The organism is Candidatus Pelagibacter sp. Uisw_121 (genome assembly GCF_047722545.1).
Classification (GTDB): Bacteria; Pseudomonadota; Alphaproteobacteria; order Pelagibacterales; family Pelagibacteraceae; genus Pelagibacter.
In genome coordinates this window covers 528461-546577 of the sequence record NZ_CP159816.1, presented here as the reverse complement: position 1 = coordinate 546577, position 18117 = coordinate 528461, and the positions used below count along the sequence as shown (strand labels likewise).

The 18117-nt window shown below is 28.2% G+C and carries 15 protein-coding genes, 1 tRNA gene and 2 pseudogenes; 3 read left to right on the top strand and 15 right to left on the bottom strand.

The genetic code is table 11. From position 1 onward, the window contains the following. Positions 1-133 precede the first annotated feature (133 nt). The 9 genes and pseudogenes from ABXT52_RS02830 to ABXT52_RS02790 all read right to left on the bottom strand — a co-directional run bounded on the left by ABXT52_RS02830 (position 134) and on the right by ABXT52_RS02790 (position 10626). The gene (locus ABXT52_RS02830) at positions 134-868 is read right to left on the bottom strand and encodes an amino acid ABC transporter ATP-binding protein (protein WP_006996961.1); all 735 of its coding nucleotides are present in this window, start codon (positions 866-868) and stop codon (positions 134-136) included. 3 nt (positions 869-871) lie between these two features. Further along, positions 872-2152 carry an amino acid ABC transporter permease gene (locus ABXT52_RS02825; RefSeq protein WP_415272370.1) on the bottom strand — a complete coding sequence of 427 codons (1281 nt, stop codon included), beginning with the start codon at positions 2150-2152 and terminating at the stop codon, positions 872-874. Beyond that, positions 2152-3298: pseudogene (locus tag ABXT52_RS02820) on the bottom strand (amino acid ABC transporter permease). The gene ABXT52_RS02825 and the pseudogene ABXT52_RS02820 overlap by 1 nt, the downstream one beginning before the upstream one ends. 66 nt (positions 3299-3364) lie before the next feature. Next, positions 3365-4405 carry an amino acid ABC transporter substrate-binding protein gene (locus ABXT52_RS02815; RefSeq protein ID WP_020169389.1) on the bottom strand — a complete coding sequence of 347 codons (1041 nt, stop codon included), beginning with the start codon at positions 4403-4405 and terminating at the stop codon, positions 3365-3367. A 170-nt stretch (positions 4406-4575) separates the two neighbouring features. Next, a tRNA-Arg gene (locus ABXT52_RS02810) sits at positions 4576-4652 on the bottom strand. A gap of 31 nt (positions 4653-4683) precedes the next feature. Continuing rightward, entirely contained in the window at positions 4684-6093 is a 1410-nt protein-coding gene (locus tag ABXT52_RS02805; RefSeq protein WP_415272369.1) for a TrkH family potassium uptake protein, read from the bottom strand. A gap of 4 nt (positions 6094-6097) precedes the next feature. Continuing rightward, on the bottom strand, positions 6098-7489 hold the full coding sequence (trkA, locus tag ABXT52_RS02800) for a Trk system potassium transporter TrkA (RefSeq protein ID WP_415272368.1): 1392 nt from the start codon (positions 7487-7489) through the stop codon (positions 6098-6100). Continuing rightward, positions 7490-8845 carry a sigma-54-dependent transcriptional regulator gene (locus tag ABXT52_RS02795; protein ID WP_415272367.1) on the bottom strand — a complete coding sequence of 452 codons (1356 nt, stop codon included), beginning with the start codon at positions 8843-8845 and terminating at the stop codon, positions 7490-7492. Next, positions 8845-10626: an ATP-binding protein gene (locus ABXT52_RS02790; RefSeq protein WP_415272366.1), complete on the bottom strand. Its 1782-nt coding sequence runs from the start codon at positions 10624-10626 to the stop codon at positions 8845-8847. The genes ABXT52_RS02795 and ABXT52_RS02790 overlap by 1 nt, the downstream gene beginning before the upstream one ends. A gap of 33 nt (positions 10627-10659) precedes the next feature. Here ABXT52_RS02790 and ispD point away from each other — a divergent pair, with 33 nt between their 5' ends. Genes ispD through ABXT52_RS02775 form a run of 3 tightly spaced genes read left to right on the top strand, consistent with a single transcriptional unit; the run spans position 10660 to position 12741 of the window. Continuing rightward, a complete protein-coding gene (gene ispD, locus ABXT52_RS02785; protein ID WP_415272365.1) occupies positions 10660-11775 on the top strand; it encodes a 2-C-methyl-D-erythritol 4-phosphate cytidylyltransferase in 1116 nt (371 codons plus the stop codon). Next, on the top strand, positions 11768-12271 hold the full coding sequence (locus ABXT52_RS02780) for a phosphatidylglycerophosphatase A (RefSeq protein WP_415272364.1): 504 nt from the start codon (positions 11768-11770) through the stop codon (positions 12269-12271). Before ispD ends, ABXT52_RS02780 begins: the two co-directional genes overlap by 8 nt. Then, positions 12271-12741, top strand: coding sequence for a CinA family protein (locus tag ABXT52_RS02775; RefSeq protein ID WP_415272363.1), 471 nt, complete (start codon positions 12271-12273; stop codon positions 12739-12741). Before ABXT52_RS02780 ends, ABXT52_RS02775 begins: the two co-directional genes overlap by 1 nt. Positions 12742-12763: 22 nt before the next feature. Here the strand turns inward: ABXT52_RS02775 and ABXT52_RS02770 are convergent, their stop codons facing one another. The 6 genes and pseudogenes from ABXT52_RS02770 to ABXT52_RS02745 form a co-directional block, all read right to left on the bottom strand. Continuing rightward, the gene (locus tag ABXT52_RS02770; protein ID WP_415272362.1) at positions 12764-13201 is read right to left on the bottom strand and encodes a type II toxin-antitoxin system RatA family toxin; all 438 of its coding nucleotides are present in this window, start codon (positions 13199-13201) and stop codon (positions 12764-12766) included. Then, positions 13201-14127 (bottom strand): lipoyl synthase, encoded by a 927-nt coding sequence (gene lipA, locus ABXT52_RS02765; protein WP_415272361.1) that lies wholly within the window; start codon positions 14125-14127, stop codon positions 13201-13203. The genes ABXT52_RS02770 and lipA overlap by 1 nt, the downstream gene beginning before the upstream one ends. Continuing rightward, positions 14117-14419 (bottom strand): FtsB family cell division protein, encoded by a 303-nt coding sequence (locus ABXT52_RS02760; protein ID WP_415272360.1) that lies wholly within the window; start codon positions 14417-14419, stop codon positions 14117-14119. Before ABXT52_RS02760 ends, lipA begins: the two co-directional genes overlap by 11 nt. Continuing rightward, positions 14419-15675, bottom strand: a complete 1257-nt coding sequence (gene eno / locus ABXT52_RS02755; protein ID WP_415272359.1) for a phosphopyruvate hydratase — start codon at positions 15673-15675, stop codon at positions 14419-14421. Before eno ends, ABXT52_RS02760 begins: the two co-directional genes overlap by 1 nt. Further along, positions 15676-16500: a 3-deoxy-8-phosphooctulonate synthase gene (kdsA, locus tag ABXT52_RS02750; RefSeq protein ID WP_415272358.1), complete on the bottom strand. Its 825-nt coding sequence runs from the start codon at positions 16498-16500 to the stop codon at positions 15676-15678. Continuing rightward, positions 16497-18114: pseudogene (locus tag ABXT52_RS02745) on the bottom strand (CTP synthase). Before ABXT52_RS02745 ends, kdsA begins: the two are co-directional and overlap by 4 nt. Between the last annotated feature and the right edge of the window lie 3 nt (positions 18115-18117).

The following is an 18117-nucleotide window of genomic DNA, read 5'->3' as shown; positions in this document are numbered from 1 at the left end:
ACTAATTTTTTGTTGTTACTGCAATAGAAAAGTTTTTTTATTTTAGACAATTAAGGGCAAAATTGTAAATTGTGTCAAGCAATTATAAGTGGTTTCAGTAAATAAAACTGTTGAAATTTATATATAAAAATGGCTATAAAATTTGACTTAAGAAAAGCTTAGTACGATCACTTTTAGGATTAGCAAAAAAGTCTTTAGTAGTAGCTTTTTCAACAATCATTCCTTCATCCATAAAAATCATTTGGTCAGCTACTTCTTTGGCAAAGCCCATCTCATGAGTTACAACAATCATTGTCATACCTTGTTTTGCTAAATTAACCATAACATCTAGTACTTCTTTAATCATTTCAGGATCTAATGCTGATGTAGGTTCATCAAATAACATAATTTTAGGTTCCATGCAAAGTGCTCTTGCAATAGCAACTCTTTGTTGTTGTCCACCTGATAATTGACCTGGAAATTTTTGAGCTTGATCTAAAATTTGAACTCTTTCAAGATGTTCTAATGCTAATTTTTCTGCCTCTTTTTTAGGCATTTTTTTGACCCAAATTGGAGCTAACGTACAATTGTCTAAAATAGATAAATGAGGAAATAAATTAAATTGCTGGAAAACCATTCCTACTTCAGCTCTAACTTGTTCTATATTTTTTGTATCTTCTGAAATTTCAGTGCCATCAACAATGATTGATCCTTTTTGATGCTCTTCTAGTCTATTAATACATCTAATTAGTGTAGATTTTCCAGATCCTGATGGTCCACAAACAACAATTTTTTCTTTAGGTTTAACTTCAAGATTTATTTCTTTTAATACTTGAAAGTCCCCAAACCACTTGTTTACATTTTGAATTTGAATAATTGAATCTGACATAATTTATCTATCTGTTTTATATTTTAATTCTAATTTCTGGCTATATTTACTCATACTATAACAAATAATCCAGAATATTATTCCAGCAAATACATATCCTTCCATTGAAAATCCTAACCATTCGGGATTAGTTTTAGCTAAATTTAACATACCAACTACCTCTAAAAGACCTACTACAAAAATTAATGGTGTATCTTTTACAAGTGCCAAAAATGTATTTGCAATCCCTGGTATTACTAATTTTAAAGCTTGTGGAAGAATAACAAAAATGTGAAGCTTCCAATAACCCATACCAAGTGATTTAGCAGCATCATATTGACCTCTAGGTAGCGCTTGCAGCCCTCCTCTTATAACTTCCGCTGTATAAGCTGCTTCAAATAAAGTGATTGCAACAACTACTCTAATTAGTTTATCAACATATGTTCCATCCGGTAAAAACATTGGAAACATTACTGCCGACATAAATAAAACTGTAATTAAAGGAACACCCCTCCAAAATTCTATAAACGAAAGAGATGAATATTTAACAATGGGTAAATCAGATCTTCTTCCAAGCGCTAACATCATACCTATTGGAAAACAGAAAATTAAAGAAAAAAATGCAACAATAAAGGTTAAAGATAAACCACCCCACGCACCTGTTTCAACCCATTCTAGTCCAAAAGACCCGCCTGAAATCAAATAGTAAATTAAGATGAAAGAGATAATTGGCAGTATAAGAGTGTAATAAAAAGAAAGATAATTTCTAAATTTAGCAGGTGTAAAAAACCCAGCTGCCATAAAGCCTAATACGGCAATAAAAGTTATATTAATTCTCCACTGCTCAGCATTAGGATACATTCCATACATAAACCTATTAAACCAAACTTTAATGTAAACCCAACAAGCGCCACCACCTGTGCATGCTTCTTTAGTGTCACCAGCAATATTAGCATCAAAAATGAACCAATTTAATAATGGAGGAAGTGCAAATATTATAAGAAAAATAATACACAAACTTAAAGTAGCATTAAAATTACTTGGATTAATATTTTTATTAAGACTATCTAGGATTTTAATCCCCGAAAATTCAATTCTAATAAAATGAAGTCCAATTACTCCAAAGATTAAAGGAGTAAAAAAGTTAATAAACCTAGGTAAGAAAGAGGTAATATTTGTACCTAAGAAATTATTTAAACAAAAATCAAAAATACCTAAGAAAAAAAATAAAGTTCCAATAATCAAAGAAGTATTTCTACTTATTTGGATTTTAGATTTTGATAAATCAAAATTTTTTGAATTCATTATTTTTCCTTTATCGCTATTCTTTGGTTGTACCAATTCATTAATAATGAAATTGCTATACTAATAGTTAAATATGTGGCCATTGTAATGCCAACAATTTCAATTGCTTTTCCTGTTTGCATCATTGCAGTTCCAGCAAAAACTAAAACTAGATCTGGGTAAGCAATCGCAGCAGCTAAAGAAGAATTTTTAGTTAAATTTAAATATTGATTGGTAGTTGGAGGTATAATTATTCTCAATGCTTGAGGCATAATTACTAATTTTAAAACTTGGCTAGGAGTTAAGCCAATTGATGCTGCAGCTTCTTTTTGCCCTTTACCAATACCTTGGATACCTGCTCTAACATTTTCTGCTATAAATGTAGCCGTATAGAGAGTTAAGGCTAAAGTTAATGCAATTAATTCTGGTGGTATACCCATACCACCATCAAATGTGTAAGAAGATTTAGACATTTTTCTTAATTCTGGAAAACTAAAGGATAAATCAACACCACCTACTAAAAATGTTAAAAGTGGTAGACCTATGAAAATAGCTAATGAGATAATTAATACTGGTAACTGTCTTCCTTCTTGTTCTTGTTTTTTTTTTTGCAAATTTTACAAAAAAGAAAACTAAAATTATTGCAATAATTAAGATTGTAAAAAAAACATCAAAATTTGTCCAAATTGGTGCTGGTGTAAAAAAACCTTTTATTGTCATAAAAGATGATCCCAATATCATTGTAGCATCTTGAGGCATTGGCAGTGCTCTGAGAGCAGCAAAATACCAAAAGAAAATCTGTAATAACAATGGAATATTTCTAAAAAATTCTATGTAAAAAGAGGCAGTTTTTCTAATCAAATAATTAGGTGATAATCTCGCAACACCAACGATAAGACCTAATAGTGTAGCTAGAAAAATTCCAATGATAGCAACTAGAAGAGTATTTAATAACCCTACAAGATATGCCCTAGCATAAGAGTCTGAACCATCATAATCAATTAGAGAAAATTGTATATCAAATGAAGCTTCTTGAGTTAAAAAACCAAAACCAAATTCAATACCTCTTGTATCCATGTTTTCTTGCGCATTCATGGTAAAGAAACCAAATATTAAAACTATAAATAATAACGTTAATAGTTGAGGTAAGAATTTTTTTAATTTCATTTGATGAATATTATAAAAAAAAGGGCTAGATAAATCTAGCCCTTTATGTGTTTTGTTAGATAATAATTATCTTGCCGGTGGTACGTATAGTAATCCACCTTTAGTCCAAATTTGGTTTGGACCTCTGTCAGGTAAAATACCAGTATCAGCGATATTTCTCTTGTAGCTTTCTCCGTAATTACCAACTTGTTTGATAATTCTTAAGCTCCAATCGTTATCTAAACCAAATGCTGCACCTAATTCACCTTCGGAACCAACAAGTCTTTTAATTTGTGGGTTTTCAGAAGTTTTCATCATGTCAGCGTTTGCAGAGTTAATACCGTACTCTTCAGCTTCGATCATTACGTTTAGTGACCATCTTACGATGTCTTCCCAAACTGCATCACCTTGACGTACTACTGGTCCTAGAGGCTCTTTAGAAATAGTCTCTGGTAACACTACGTGGTCATCAGGGTTAGTCATTTTTGTTCTTTGTGCTGCTAGACCAGATTTATCAGTTGTGTAAGTATCACATCTGCCCGAGTCATAAGCTGCAACAACTTCATCAGCTTTTTCGAAAGCAACTGGCTCATAAGAAATTCCTTTTGAATTAAAAAAGTCTCTCATGTTTAGTTCAGTTGTAGTTCCGATGTTAGTACATGCTGAAATTCCATTTTTGAATTGGCTCGTAGAAGTAATTCCTGAGTCTTTTCTTACCATGAAACCTTGGCCATCGTAGAAGTTAACTCCAACGAATGTTAAACCAATGTCAGCATCTCTAGAAAGTGTCCAAGTTGTGTTTCTTGATAAGATATCAATCTCACCAGAAGTTAGAGCTGTAAATCTTTCTTTAGCACTTAGTGGAGTGAACTTAACTTTGTTCGCATCACCTAATACTGCAGCAGCAACCGCTCTACATACATCAACGTCAACGCCAGTCCAATTTCCAGCTGCATCAGCATTTGAAAATCCTGGTAGACCTTGAGATACACCACATCTTACGAAACCCTTTTTCTGAGTGTTCTTAAGAGTTTTTGACTTCTTAGCGGCCATTGTTTCTGTTGTAAAAGCAAACAGAACTGCAACCATAGCAACTAGAGAAGTTAATTGTTTTACGTATTTAAACATATTTTATTCCTCTGTTTTATTTATTTATTTGTTAACAAATAATTCAAAATAAATTGAATTAGGTTAAGTGTTTACCATTTTATAAAAATGATCAAAGTAAAATTGGTTTTATTATAGCCATTATATCTATATGTAGTGTTACATTGAAAGCTGGATGTTATATCTAGTAATGGTGCGCTCTGGTGGACTCGAACCACCGACCCTCGGTTTAGAAAACCGATGCTCTATCCAGCTGAGCTAAGAGCGCCAATTAATACAAGTGTATTTATAGTACGAATTTAATTTTTAAAAAGAAATTTTTTACAAATAATCAATAAAGTTAGAAGCTCAAGTCTACCAACAATCATAAAGAAAATTAGATAATATTTGGTCATAAAATGTAGGTCGTAAAAGCTAAAATCACCCAAACCAAACATTGAAGAGTTTACAGTATTCATTATTGTTAAAATTGAGAGTTTAAAAGAGCTTTCAAAATTAATTCCACTTAAAGTTAATAAAAAAGTTAAGATAAATAAAGAAATTATAAAAACTATTACTGATAGAAAGTATTTATAAATTTCATCTAACTCAAATGAATCTTTTGAAAATAAGTGTTTGTTTACATAAATATTCTTAGGTCTACTGTAAGAAAGAATTTCATTAATTGAGTATTTAAATAATGAATAAATTTTTAAAAATCTAATACCAGAACTTGTAGAAAAAAAAGAACCTCCAATTATAACAAGTATTAAAAAAATAAAAGATAAATTGTTGGGAGAATTATTTAGAGAAAACCCAACATTAGATATACTGCTTGTTAGGGATAAAAATAATTTACTAAAATTATTTTCAAAATTTAAAAATACAAAAAAAATAATCAATAAAAACAAAAAATAAAATAATAAATGAATATCTTCATTAAAGAAATTAAGGTTATGATTTTTTGTGAAGATTAAATTGTAAATCAAAAAAATACTAAAAAATGAAGACAGTAATAGAATTGATGTAATTATAATTTGAGAATTATTTATCAAAATATTAGACAAATCATTTGATGGTAAAAAACCACCTGATGAAATTATGGTCATTGCTAAATTTAGAGAATTAAATAACCTAATATCAAAGAGACTTAATATTATAAAAACTGAAAGTGTAATTAGTGAATAAAATAAAAATATTTTTAATGCTTGCTTGAAAGTTTCAGATTTATTAAAAGATAAAAAGTTAGTTAAAGATTTTTTAAAACTATTATCAAAGATATCAATTAAAAATATTATAGAAAATAAAAAATAAAGACCCCCTACCCATTGAGATGCCGATCTCCATAATATTAAGCTTTGATCAATGTGGTTAATATTATCAAATATAGTAAAACCAGTTGAAGTAAACCCAGAAATTGACTCGAAGAGAGCGTTAACAAAAGTTAAATTATAAATACTAAAGTAAAAAGGTATTGAAATTACTAGAGGTAATAAAAAATAACCAAGAAGAATTGTTAATATTTTTTCATATATTGTTATTTTTTTTTCATCATTACTTTTTACGTAATAAAACGTTATAGCTAAAAAAATAGAGACTATGAATGTGTATATATAAGTGTTTAAATTTAGATAAAGATTTAGATAATAAGAGTAAGTAATATTAAAAAAAGCTAATATAGAAACTATTCCAAAAAAAATACTCAAGTAAATGAGTTTAAAATGTTTCATTGGATTAAATAGAGCTTATACGAAACATGTTTTCAACAACATGTAAGAAATCTTTTTTAGCCAAAAGTACAACAATATCTTGTTTCTTAAATACAAAATTTGATCTAGGAATAATAACCTCTTCACCTCTTAAAACTGCACCAATTCTTATTTCGTCTGGCAAGTTTGAATTTTTTAATTCCTTATTTACTAACTCTGAAGTTTCAATAATTTCTGCTTCAATAATTTCATATTCACCATTTGATATACTGTAGGCATTTTCTATTGTTCCCTTGTGAATATGTTTTAAGATACAAGAAACAGTATTCATTCTAGGATCAATAAAATCATCAATTTTTAGAGAAGTTTGTAAAAGTGAATAATTAGGTTTGTTAATCAAAGCCATAGTTCTTTTGTCACTTAACTCATCATTATCTTTGGCAAATTTTTCAACTAACACGCTTACCATTAAATTATCTTCGTCATCATTTGTAAGCGCCAAAACAGTTTGAACCTCTTCTAAATTTGCCTCTAATAAAACTTCTTCGTCTAGGGCGTCACCATTTATAACAATTGTGTTATTTAATTGGCTTGCAATAAGCTCTGCTCTTTTTTTGTCTTTTTCAATTATTTTAACTCTAGCAGAATCAAAACTTTCTTCTAAATTTTTTGCTAAGTTAAAGCCTATGTTTCCCCCACCAATAATAAGAATCTTATTGGAAATTTTTTCTGTATGGCCAAAAGCTGTTAAAGTTTCGATCATTTGTGAGGCATTAATTACAACATAAGCTTTGTCATCTTTAAGCATTACGTCAGTTTTTTTTAATAAAATAAATTTTTCATCTCTAATTACACCCATTATGTTTGAATCTAATTTTGGAAAATTTTTAGTAAGCTCATTAAGTTTAATATCTTTTATTGGACAATTGGTATCTATCAAAATCTCAAGTAATCTAATTTTATTATTTGCAAAAGGAACATTATCAAGTGAGCCAGGAGCTTCCAATTTTCTTTGAAGAGATTTTGCTATCTCTATTTCAGGTGAAATAATAACATCTATTGGTAGATTTTCTTTATTATAAACTTTTGTAAATTTAGGATTTAAATAATCTTGTGACCTAATCCTTGCTATTTTTTTTGGAACATTAAAAATTGAAAATGCTATTTGACATATCAACATGTTAATTTCATCATTACGGGTTACTGCAATAATCATGTCAGCATCAGCTGCGTTTGCTTTTTCTAAAATTGATGGATAAGTGCCCTTGCCAACAATAGACTTAACATCTAGTATGTCATCTATCTTTTGTATATCTTCGCTCGATTGATCAATTACTGTTATGGAGTGACCTTGTTCACTTAAAATTTTTGCTATAGTAAAACCTACTCTACCAGCACCACATATTATAATATTCATTTAATTTAATTCCTTTATACCCAAACCTTTGAGTTTTCTGTGTAAGGCTGATCTTTCCATTCCTATAAAATCGGCAGTTTTTGAAATATTGCCATTAAATTTTTTTAATTGTGTAGTTAAATACTCTTTTTCAAAATTTTCTCTAGCCTCTTTTAATGTTATAGATAAAGAGTTTTCTGACGTTACATTATTAAAATCTGGCGTTTTTAAGGATTCTTTAATGATATTTGAAATTTTGTCAGAGCTATCAGGTGAAAGTATAGCGATTCTTTCTATAAGATTTCTTAATTCCCTAACATTACCAGGCCAATCATAATTAAGTAAATAATTATTGTTAGTATCAATACTTAATTTTTTTAAATTATAATTCGTTGAAATTTTTTTAGAAAAATATTCAACTAATAAAGGTATATCTGTGACTCTACTTTTTAGAGGATCAATATTAATTTCGAATACATTTAATCGATGGTACAAATCTTCTCTAAAACTACCATTTTCAATTTCATTTTTTATATTCTTGCTAGTTGAACATATAATTCTTACATCAACATTAATATCATGATTACCATTAATTCTTCTAAATTTTTGATCTATCAAAACTCTTAAGATTTTAGATTGAGTATCAAGTGGTATTTCAGAAATCTCATCAATTAAAAGTATCCCTCCAGATGACTTTTCTAGAGCACCGTAAGTTATTGAACCATTATCTTTTTCTTCACCAAACAGCTCTAGTTCATATTTTTTGATATCTAATAAAGCACCATTCAAAATAACAAAAGGACCTTTTTGTCTTTTAAATTCTTTATGAATTTTTCTTGCAATTAATTCTTTACCCGAGCCTGTGGGACCATTAATAAAAATTCTGCTTTCTGAAACTGAAATTTTATTAATTTGTTCTTTTATATTTTTAATATTGTCGCTAATACCAATTAAATCATAAGAATAAAAAAGTTTACTTTCAAATTCCTTATTCTTATTTTTAAGGTTTATATTTTCAACAGCTCTATTAACAAAATTTAATAATCTTTCTTGATTAAAAGGTTTTTCAATAAATTCAAAAGCGCCGGCTTTTAAAGCCTTAATAGCCATTTCTACATTTGCATGTCCTGTAATTATTATAACTGGGATATTTTTATCCTTAGTCTTAATATGTGATAAAAGCTCTAGACCATCATTGTCACCTTTGTCTAGCTTAACATCTATAATTGCAACATCTGGAAGTTTTTTATCAATCTCGTTTAAAGCTTGATTGTAGTTTGCGGCCAATCTTGTTTTGTAGCCAGCTTCAATTATTAGGTCATTAATTATATTTCTAATATCAGCATTATCATCAATAATTAATATTTCAGTACTCATTACCTAGTGAATATAATTTCTATTTTTGCGCCATCCTCAAGTGGTATAAAATTTATTTTACCGTTATGGTCATTAATTATTTTATTAACAATAGCCAAACCTAAGCCAGTACCTTTTTTTTTAGTTGTAAAATAAGGGTTTAAAATATTTTTTATATTATCAGCAAGTATTCCAAAACCTAAACCATTATCAACAATTATAAAGTTAATATCTTCCTCATTTTCATTAAGAGTAACATCAATTTTACCAACAAAATTATCATTACCTATTTTTTTTTCCTGTACGCTTTCAATGGCATTTTTAAGTAAATTTAAGAATACTCTACTTAATTGTTCACTATCAGAATTTAATAGAACTTCTGGTTTATTCAACCTAAAGTTAATTGCTATTTCACTGTCCAATTCACCTGTTAGTTTAATGTTATCCTTTATCAGTGAAACCAAGTTATTATCCTTAAGAATTGGCTTGGGCATTCTAGCAAAATCAGAAAATTCATTAACTAAATTTTCTATTTGTTTAATTTGTTTTCCAATAATGAACAGGCTTTTAGAAAAATCATTTTTTTCATGTTCTGCTATTTTTTCTGAATATTTGCTCTTTAATTTATCAATAGTTAATTGGATGGGTGTAAGTGGATTTTTAATTTCATGAGCTAATTTTCTAGCTAAATTTTCCCAAGCTTCATGTCTTTCTTTAATTATAAGTTTCTCTTGTTGAGATTTTAATTTATCGATCATTAAATTAAAATTTTGATTTAAAACCTCCATGTCTTTATCAGTTTTAATTTCTGGTACTTTAATATCTAGATTCCCTTTTCCAATATTGGAAGATGCAATAATCAAATTATTAATAGATCTAAAAAATCTTGATGAAAATCTTATGGCAATTGATATTGATACAAATAATAACAATGAGACTATAACAAGATAAATAAATACAAATGATATCTTAATTCCAGTTTGCTTATTTAAAACTGTGTAATAAAAATTTAATGCCTCTTGAGATTCCACTAAATATTGAGAAATTTTTTTATCTAAATATTTAATTATATATAAATACTTACCATCAAAGTTTTCAAGTTTTATGATAGATGCTGTTTGATTTTTAAAGGCATTAATAATTTTAAGAGGTCTTTTATCATTTTGGACCATTTCTAAAGCATCACTTAAAGGTGGAGTATACAATGTGTTATCTTGTAATGTTGATAGATATAAATTCCCATTACCATCAATAATATGAACCTCATCCATACCTCTAATTAATTTTTGAGTATTTAGAAAACTTTTAAATTGATTAATATTTGTGTTTAAAAAATTGATACTTTTGTTTAAATCAAATGCTATTAAAATTATCTCTGATTGTGTTTTTGTTCTAACTTCTTCAGTATAGCTTTTTGCAATTTCATAAGAGTTATTAACTGCTGTTGTAATTTTCTTATCCAGATATTTATCAAGTGCAAATGAAAGAAGAAATAATGAAAATAAAGAAATTAAAATTGAAGGAATTAAAGTAAATAATGCAAAAAATGTTATATATTTTCTATTGGCTTTATAACCACTTACATCAACATCTATCTTTAAGGAATTTCTTACTTCTGAAAATATCATAAAGAAAAGAAGTATTAATAGTGCAATATTTCCAATTAATAAAATCTGGAGATTATTGTCAGATAGTTTTAAAAAACTTTTATCAATAAATGTTAAAAAAGTTATAAAACCTATGAATAAAGTGATTAAAAATATTACAATGATGAATATATTTTTTTTAATAAAATCAATCATTGAGAACAAAATAATGTGTTATATATTTTTATCATGAATAGTTGTTTTATAATACTTGCTGGTGGCGAAAGTAAAAGATTTAATTCAACTATTCCAAAACCCTACACAAATTATAAAGGTAAGCCTTTATTATTACATTCGATAGATAAAGCTAAAGTTTTTAATAAATTTAATAAAATTGTTCTTGTAGTAAATAAAAGACATAAAAATTATATCAAAAAACTTAATATCAAAAATATCAAAATTATCATAGGTGGTAAAACAAGAGCAGAATCGGCATATAAAGCCTTAAGAAGTATTAAAAAAAATAATTTTAAAAATGTAATAATTCATGATGCTGCAAGACCAAATTTTTCTCAAAAACTTTTAAGGAAATTAATGGATGGATTAAAGATAAATGATTGTGTAATTCCTGCAATCCAAACTGCAGATTCAGTTAAACAAAAAACTTCAAATATTGTTAAAAATTTAAAAAGAGAAAATATTTACTTAATCCAGACACCTCAAGCTTTTAACTATAAAAAACTTTATTCACTTCAAAGTAATAAAAGTACCGAGGTTACTGATGATGCAAATTTGTTTGTAAGAGCTGGTAAAAAAATAAAAATTATAAAAGGTGAAACTACTAATAATAAAATTACAGTAAATACAGATATTAAATTAAACAATTTAATAAAATTTGGACTAGGTTTTGATGTTCATAGATTAGTACCTAATAAAAAACTTTATTTAGGTGGGGTTAAAATACCCTCATCTGTTGGGACATTAGGTCATTCAGATGGAGATCCTGTGTTACATGCTGTAACAGACGCAATTCTTGGAGCTTGTTCTATGGGTGATATTGGTGAAAAATTCTCAGATAAGAGTAAGAAATTTAAAAATATTAGATCTACAATTCTATTAAGTGAGATAATTAAGCAAACTATAAAAAAAGGTTACTTAGTCAATAATCTTGATATAAATATCATTACTCAAAAACCTAAAATTCAAAAATATAAAAAACAAATAATAAACTGTATTGCAAAAATTTGTAATATCTCCCCTACTCAAATCAATATAAAAGGTAAAACAACTGAAAAGTTAGGTGTAATTGGTAAAGAAAAAGCTATAGCTTGTGAAGTAATAGCTTCTGTTATTAAAAATGATTAAATCTTTCAACTCATTATTAGTTACTATGTTTGGTCTTGGTAAAATTAGATATATGCCTGGAACATTTGGGTCACTGGCGACTGTAATTATTCTTTATTATCTATTTCACACTTTAAATATTTCACCAAATATAATTTTATTTGGCTTGATAATAATATTTATTTACTCATTTTACGCCGTTTCAAGTCATATAGAAAATAATGAGAATAAAGATCCAGGTGAAATCATAATTGATGAATTTTTAGGTCAATCAATACCCATATATCTATATGAGATATCTCATGGAACAACAAAAGATGCTGGTGAAGCTATTGTTTATTATGCTCTATTTTTTATTCTTTTTAGATATTTTGATATCATGAAACCATTTCCTGTAAACTTTTTTGATAGGAACTTTAAGAATAGTTTTGGTGTAATTATGGATGATATTTGTGCTGGATTTTATGTTGTATTAACACTTGTGTGTTTCATGATTATTAAAAGTTACGTTTTATAATGAAAAATTTAGCTAATAAAGTTGTAAAAAAATTAATTAAAAAGAAACTTAAAGTTTCATTTGCTGAATCCTGTACAGGTGGTCTTTTAACTAGTTCAATAACTTCAATAAGTGGTTCCTCTAAGGTATTTAATTTAGGTCTAATTACTTATTCAAATAAAGCAAAAGTTAACATTCTCAAGGTTCCTAATAAAATAATAGAAAAATATGGTGCTGTCAGCGAAGAATGCTGTTTATCAATGGTTAAAAATTTAAGCAAAATTAGTAAAGCAAATATATCTATATCAATTACAGGTATTGCTGGTCCAAATGGTGGTACAAAATTAAAGCCAGTTGGTTTAGTTTATATAGGTGTTAAAAAGGGAAACAAAATAATAGCTAAAAAAAATCTGTTTAAAAATAAAAATAGAATATCTATACAAAAATTGACAGTCAAAACCTCTTTAGAAATAATTAATAAAATTATCTAAAGTAATCTTAATTTATTTTTTATTAGAGATTTTCTGCTTTTTTTTGAAATGCATCAGCAATTTTGTTTAAGCCAAATTGGAACGATTTTTCCATAATTAAATTTAAAAACTTATTTTTTATTTCAAAATCAACATCGAATTGAACTTCTGTATAATTTTTTTTTTGTATAAATTTCCAATTATTTTCAAGATGTTTTAAAGGACCACCAATATTTGTGACATGTATTGAATCATTTTTTTTATCATAACGAACATCACTTTTATAGGTATCCACAAAAGGTTTTCTACCAATAGTAAGATCCGCAACAATTACTATCTCGTCTTGTTTATCTTCTTTTTCATAGACTTTTGAATCAATACAAAAAGGAATGAACTCAGGATATTTTTCTATGTCTAAAACAAAATCGATTAATTTCTTTTTTTCTCGAGCTATCTGCCTAGTTACTGAGGCTTTGGGCATTAATGTTTGTTTAATCTATTTTGTTGAAGTTTAGCAAAGTCTTCATCAGCATGATAAGAAGATCTTGTTAGTGGTGAAGAAGAAACTAATAAAAAACCTTTAGACTTTGCAATATTTTCTAAATCCTTAAATTCATCTGGATGGTAATATCGCTCTAATGGATGATGTTTAACAGAAGGTTGTAAATATTGCCCAATTGTTAAAAAATCTACATCTGCAGATCTTAAGTCATCCATTACCTGAATTAATTCATCTATACTCTCTCCTAAACCAACCATTAGCCCTGATTTAGTAAAAACTTTTTTATTAATTTTTTTTACATTCTTTAAAAGTTCTAATGAACCAAAATATCTCGCACCTGGTCTAACTTTTAAATAAAGTCTTGGAACTGTTTCAATATTATGATTGAAAACATCTAAGTCTGCTTCTAAAATTTTTTTATAAGAGTCGCCCTTTCTTAAAAAATCTGGGGTTAAAACTTCAATGGAAGTTTGAGGGTTTTTTTTTCTTATAGCTGCAATTACATCAAAAAAATGATTGGAACCTCCATCTTCTAAATCGTCTCTATCAACAGAAGTTATAACAACATGTTTAAGATTAAGTTTGTGAACTGCATTTGAAATTTTGTAAGCCTCAAATGGATCTAAATTTTCAGGCTTTCCTGTTTTAACATCACAGAAAGCACATGCTCTAGTGCAAGTATCACCCATAATCATAAACGTAGCATGACGCTTACTCCAACATTCTGTAATATTTGGACAATTAGCTTCCTGACAAACTGTTACTAAATTGTTTTGATTAACTATAGTTTTGGTTAAGAAGAATTCTTTGCTGTTGGTTAATTTAGACCTTATCCAATCAGGTTTTTTTTTAATTGGATTTACTGGTTTGTTAACTTTTTCTGGGTGTCTTGGTTTAATTGTCATTCCTATTAATTATATAAAGGGTCTCCCCTTCTTTGCCAAACATAAATTTTTCTCTTATTAAAGTTTCAACATAATCTAGGTCTAATTTAGTGCTTAATAGAGAATTTTTAAACTCAAGATCTTCGATTTTGTTGGATAAATCATTTTCTTCAATCTTTAGATTAATTAAAATTTCTTTTTTTTTAAAATAAGAAAAAAGGCCTCTTTCGCCATCTAGAAGGTTAAAGAAAAAATAAAGTATTAAAAAAGTAGAGATTAATAAAAAGTAATTCTTTTTTAATTTACCTAGCATTAATGAATTTTACTCATTGATGCTTTTTTTCCAAGCTCTTCTTCTATACGTAATAATTGATTATATTTTGCAACACGTTCTGATCTAGCTAAAGATCCAGTTTTGATTTGATTTGAATTAGTACCTACAGCAAGGTCTGCTATAAAAGTATCTTCACTGTCTCCAGATCTATGAGAAATTATTGTTTTATAACCAATAATTTGCGCAAACTTAATAACTTCTAGTGTTTCAGATACCGTACCAATTTGATTAAGTTTAATTAATATTGAATTTGACGAGTTATTTAAAAAACCTTTTTTAAGTCTTTCTAAATTAGTTACATACAAATCATCACCAACTATTTGCACATTATTGGTTTGGTTCATTAATTTGTTCCATGCAGCCCAATCATTTTCTCCAAATGGATCTTCAATAGATTTAATTTTGTATTTATTTATTATCTTCTTATATTCATTAATAGATTTATCTACTGTAACAAATTTCTTTGAATGGATAGAATATTTGTCTTTCTTAATTAATTCATTTGCTGCAACATCTAAACAAATTGAGACATCTTTACCGTTTTTAAAACCAGACTTATTAATTGCAGCAACAACTAAATCCAAAGCCTTTTCATTACTACTAATCATTGGAGCAAAGCCTCCTTCATCTCCTACAGATGTTGATAATCCTTTTTTTGTAATCAATTTTCTTAAATTGTTAATTACAACAAAACATATTCTCATGGCTTCTGAAAAACTCCTGGCCTTATCAGGTCTAATCATAAATTCTTGAATTCTTAATCCATTATTTGCATGTGCTCCTCCATTAATAATATTCATTAACGGGTAAGGTAATTTGTAATTATTCTTAACTAAAAATGTTTTGTATAAAGGTACATTTTTGATTTTTGCAGAAAGTTTCTTAGCAGCCATAGAAACTGCTAAGATAGCATTAGCACCTAAGCTTGTTTTTTGCCGGGTACCATCAAGATTAATTAAAATGGTATCTATACGCGTTTGATCATGAATATTTTTACCTATTAATTTTTTTAAAATCTTTGTATTGATTAAATTGACTGCACCTAAAACACTCTTACCTAAATATTTTTTATTATTGCTGTCTCTTTTTTCAAAGGCTTCGTAAGTTCCAGTTGAAGCACCTGAGGGGCAAATAGCTGAGGCACTTAAATTTTTTGAATAAACTTCTGCTTCAATTGTTGGGTTTCCTCGACTATCAAATACTTGACGAGCTATTATCTTTAAAATCTTACTCATTTATTTTTTGATTAGATTATCTATTTCAAATAATTGAGATAGTAATTTTTCTAATTTATCTAATGGAACCATGTTGGGTCCATCGGATGGAGCATTATCTGGGTCCTGATGTGATTCAATAAAAACACCGGCAACACCAACAGCAACCGCAGCTCTTGCTAAGTATTCAACAAACTCTCTTTGTCCACCACTAGTCTCACCTAGACCTCCAGGTTGTTGAACTGAATGTGTGGCATCAAAAATAACAGGATAACCATTTTTTGCCATTATAGGTAAAGATCTCATATCAGAGACAAGAGTATTATAACCAAAGCTTGCTCCTCTTTCTGTGACTAAAATATTATTATTGCCCAATTCTGCAATTTTTTTTGTAACATTAACCATATCCCAGGGTGCTAGGAATTGACCTTTTTTAACATTTATAATTTTTCCAGTTTTGGCTGCAGCAATTAATAAATCTGTTTGCCTACATAAAAATGCAGGAATTTGTAATACATCAACATGCGGAGCTACGACCACACATTGTTCAGCATTATGTATGTCAGTTAATATTGGAACATCTAATTCTTTTTTGATCTTATCAAAAATAGGTAAGGATTGTTCAAGACCCATACCTCTTTGGCCTTTTAAACTTGTTCTATTAGCTTTATCAAAAGATGTTTTATAAACAAAACCCATATTAAACTTGGAGGTAATTTCTTTAATCTTACCTGCCATGTCCATGGCATGTTGTTCAGTCTCAAGTTGGCATGGGCCAGCAATAATAAAAATTTTATTATTATTTGAAATTTCTATATTTCCACAATTAACTTTTATATTTTTCATCTATGATTTTTAGCAGCTTTGATAAATGATGAGAATAAAGGATGTGGCGCTAAAGGTCTAGATTTAAATTCTGGATGAAATTGAACAGCTATAAACCATGGGTGGTTTTTTAGCTCAATAATCTCTGGTAATTTTTTATCTGGAGATAATCCTGAAAAGATTAGGCCATTTTTTTCAAATTGATCCTTATAATCAATATTAACTTCATATCTATGTCTATGTCTTTCTTGAATTGATTTTGATTTATAGATTTTTCTAATCAGAGAATTTTCTTTTAATTTGGCTTCATAAAGACCAAGTCTCATAGTGCCACCAAGATCTTTATCAGTACCTTTAATTAATTTACCATCTTTATTCCATTCAGAAATTAAACCAATAATTGGTATTCCTCTTAATCCAAACTCACTTGATGTGGCCTTCTTTATATTTAACTTATTTCTTGCAAACTCAATAATAGCCATTTGCATACCAAAACAAATTCCAAAGAAAGGAATTTTTTTCTCTCTAGCATACTTAATTGCTTCAATTTTTCCCTCTGTTCCTCGTTTACCAAATCCACCTGGTATCAAAATTCCAGAAACACCTTGTAATTTTTTTTTAATTTCAGAGATTTTTAAGTTCTCAGAATCTATTCTCACTAAATTAATTTTAGAATTATTATCAATACCACCATGTGTTAAAGCCTCGTCTAATGATTTATAAGCATCTTTGAGCTCAACATATTTTCCAATAATTGCAATATTGATTGTTTTTTTTGTATTTAGAATAGTTTTCGTAATTTTTTTCCAAGGATTTAAATTTACTTTTTTTTTTAGATTTCATCTTAAAGTACTCAAGTACCTGTTTATCTAAATTTTCTCTATTGAAGCTAATCGGCGCTTCATAAATAGTTTTTACATCAACAGTTTGAATCACATTTTCAATTCCAACATTACAGAACAAAGATATTTTTTTTCTATGCTCTAGAGGAATGGGTCTTTCAGATCTACAAATAATTATATCTGGCTGTATACCAAGACTTCTTAGTTCCTTTACTGAATGTTGAGTAGGTTTCGTTTTTATTTCATCTGATGCTTTAAGGTACGGAACTAGAGTTAAGTGTATAAATAAAGCATTTTTTTTACCCACATCATTGGAGAATTGTCTAATAGCTTCAACAAAAGGTAGGCTTTCTATGTCACCCACTATGCCACCAATTTCACAAATTATAAAGTCCTCTTTTGATGTATCACTTTTTATAAAATCTTTAATGCGGTCAGTTATGTGTGGGATAACTTGAACTGTTTTTCCAAGGTAACCTCCCTTACGTTCTTTTCTTAAAACATCGCTGTAAATTTTTCCCGTTGTAATATTGTCAGATTTTTTTGCAGATATTCCAGAAAATCTTTCGTAATGACCTAAATCTAAATCTGTTTCTGCACCATCGTCTGTTACAAACACTTCACCGTGTTGAAAGGGACTCATCGTTCCTGGGTCAACATTTAAGTAAGGATCTAATTTTCTTAAACGTACATTAAAACCTCTAGATTGTAATAAGTAAGCAAGAGAAGCTGAAGAAAGACCTTTTCCTAATGAAGAAACCACACCGCCGGTTACAAAAATAAATCGCGCCATGGT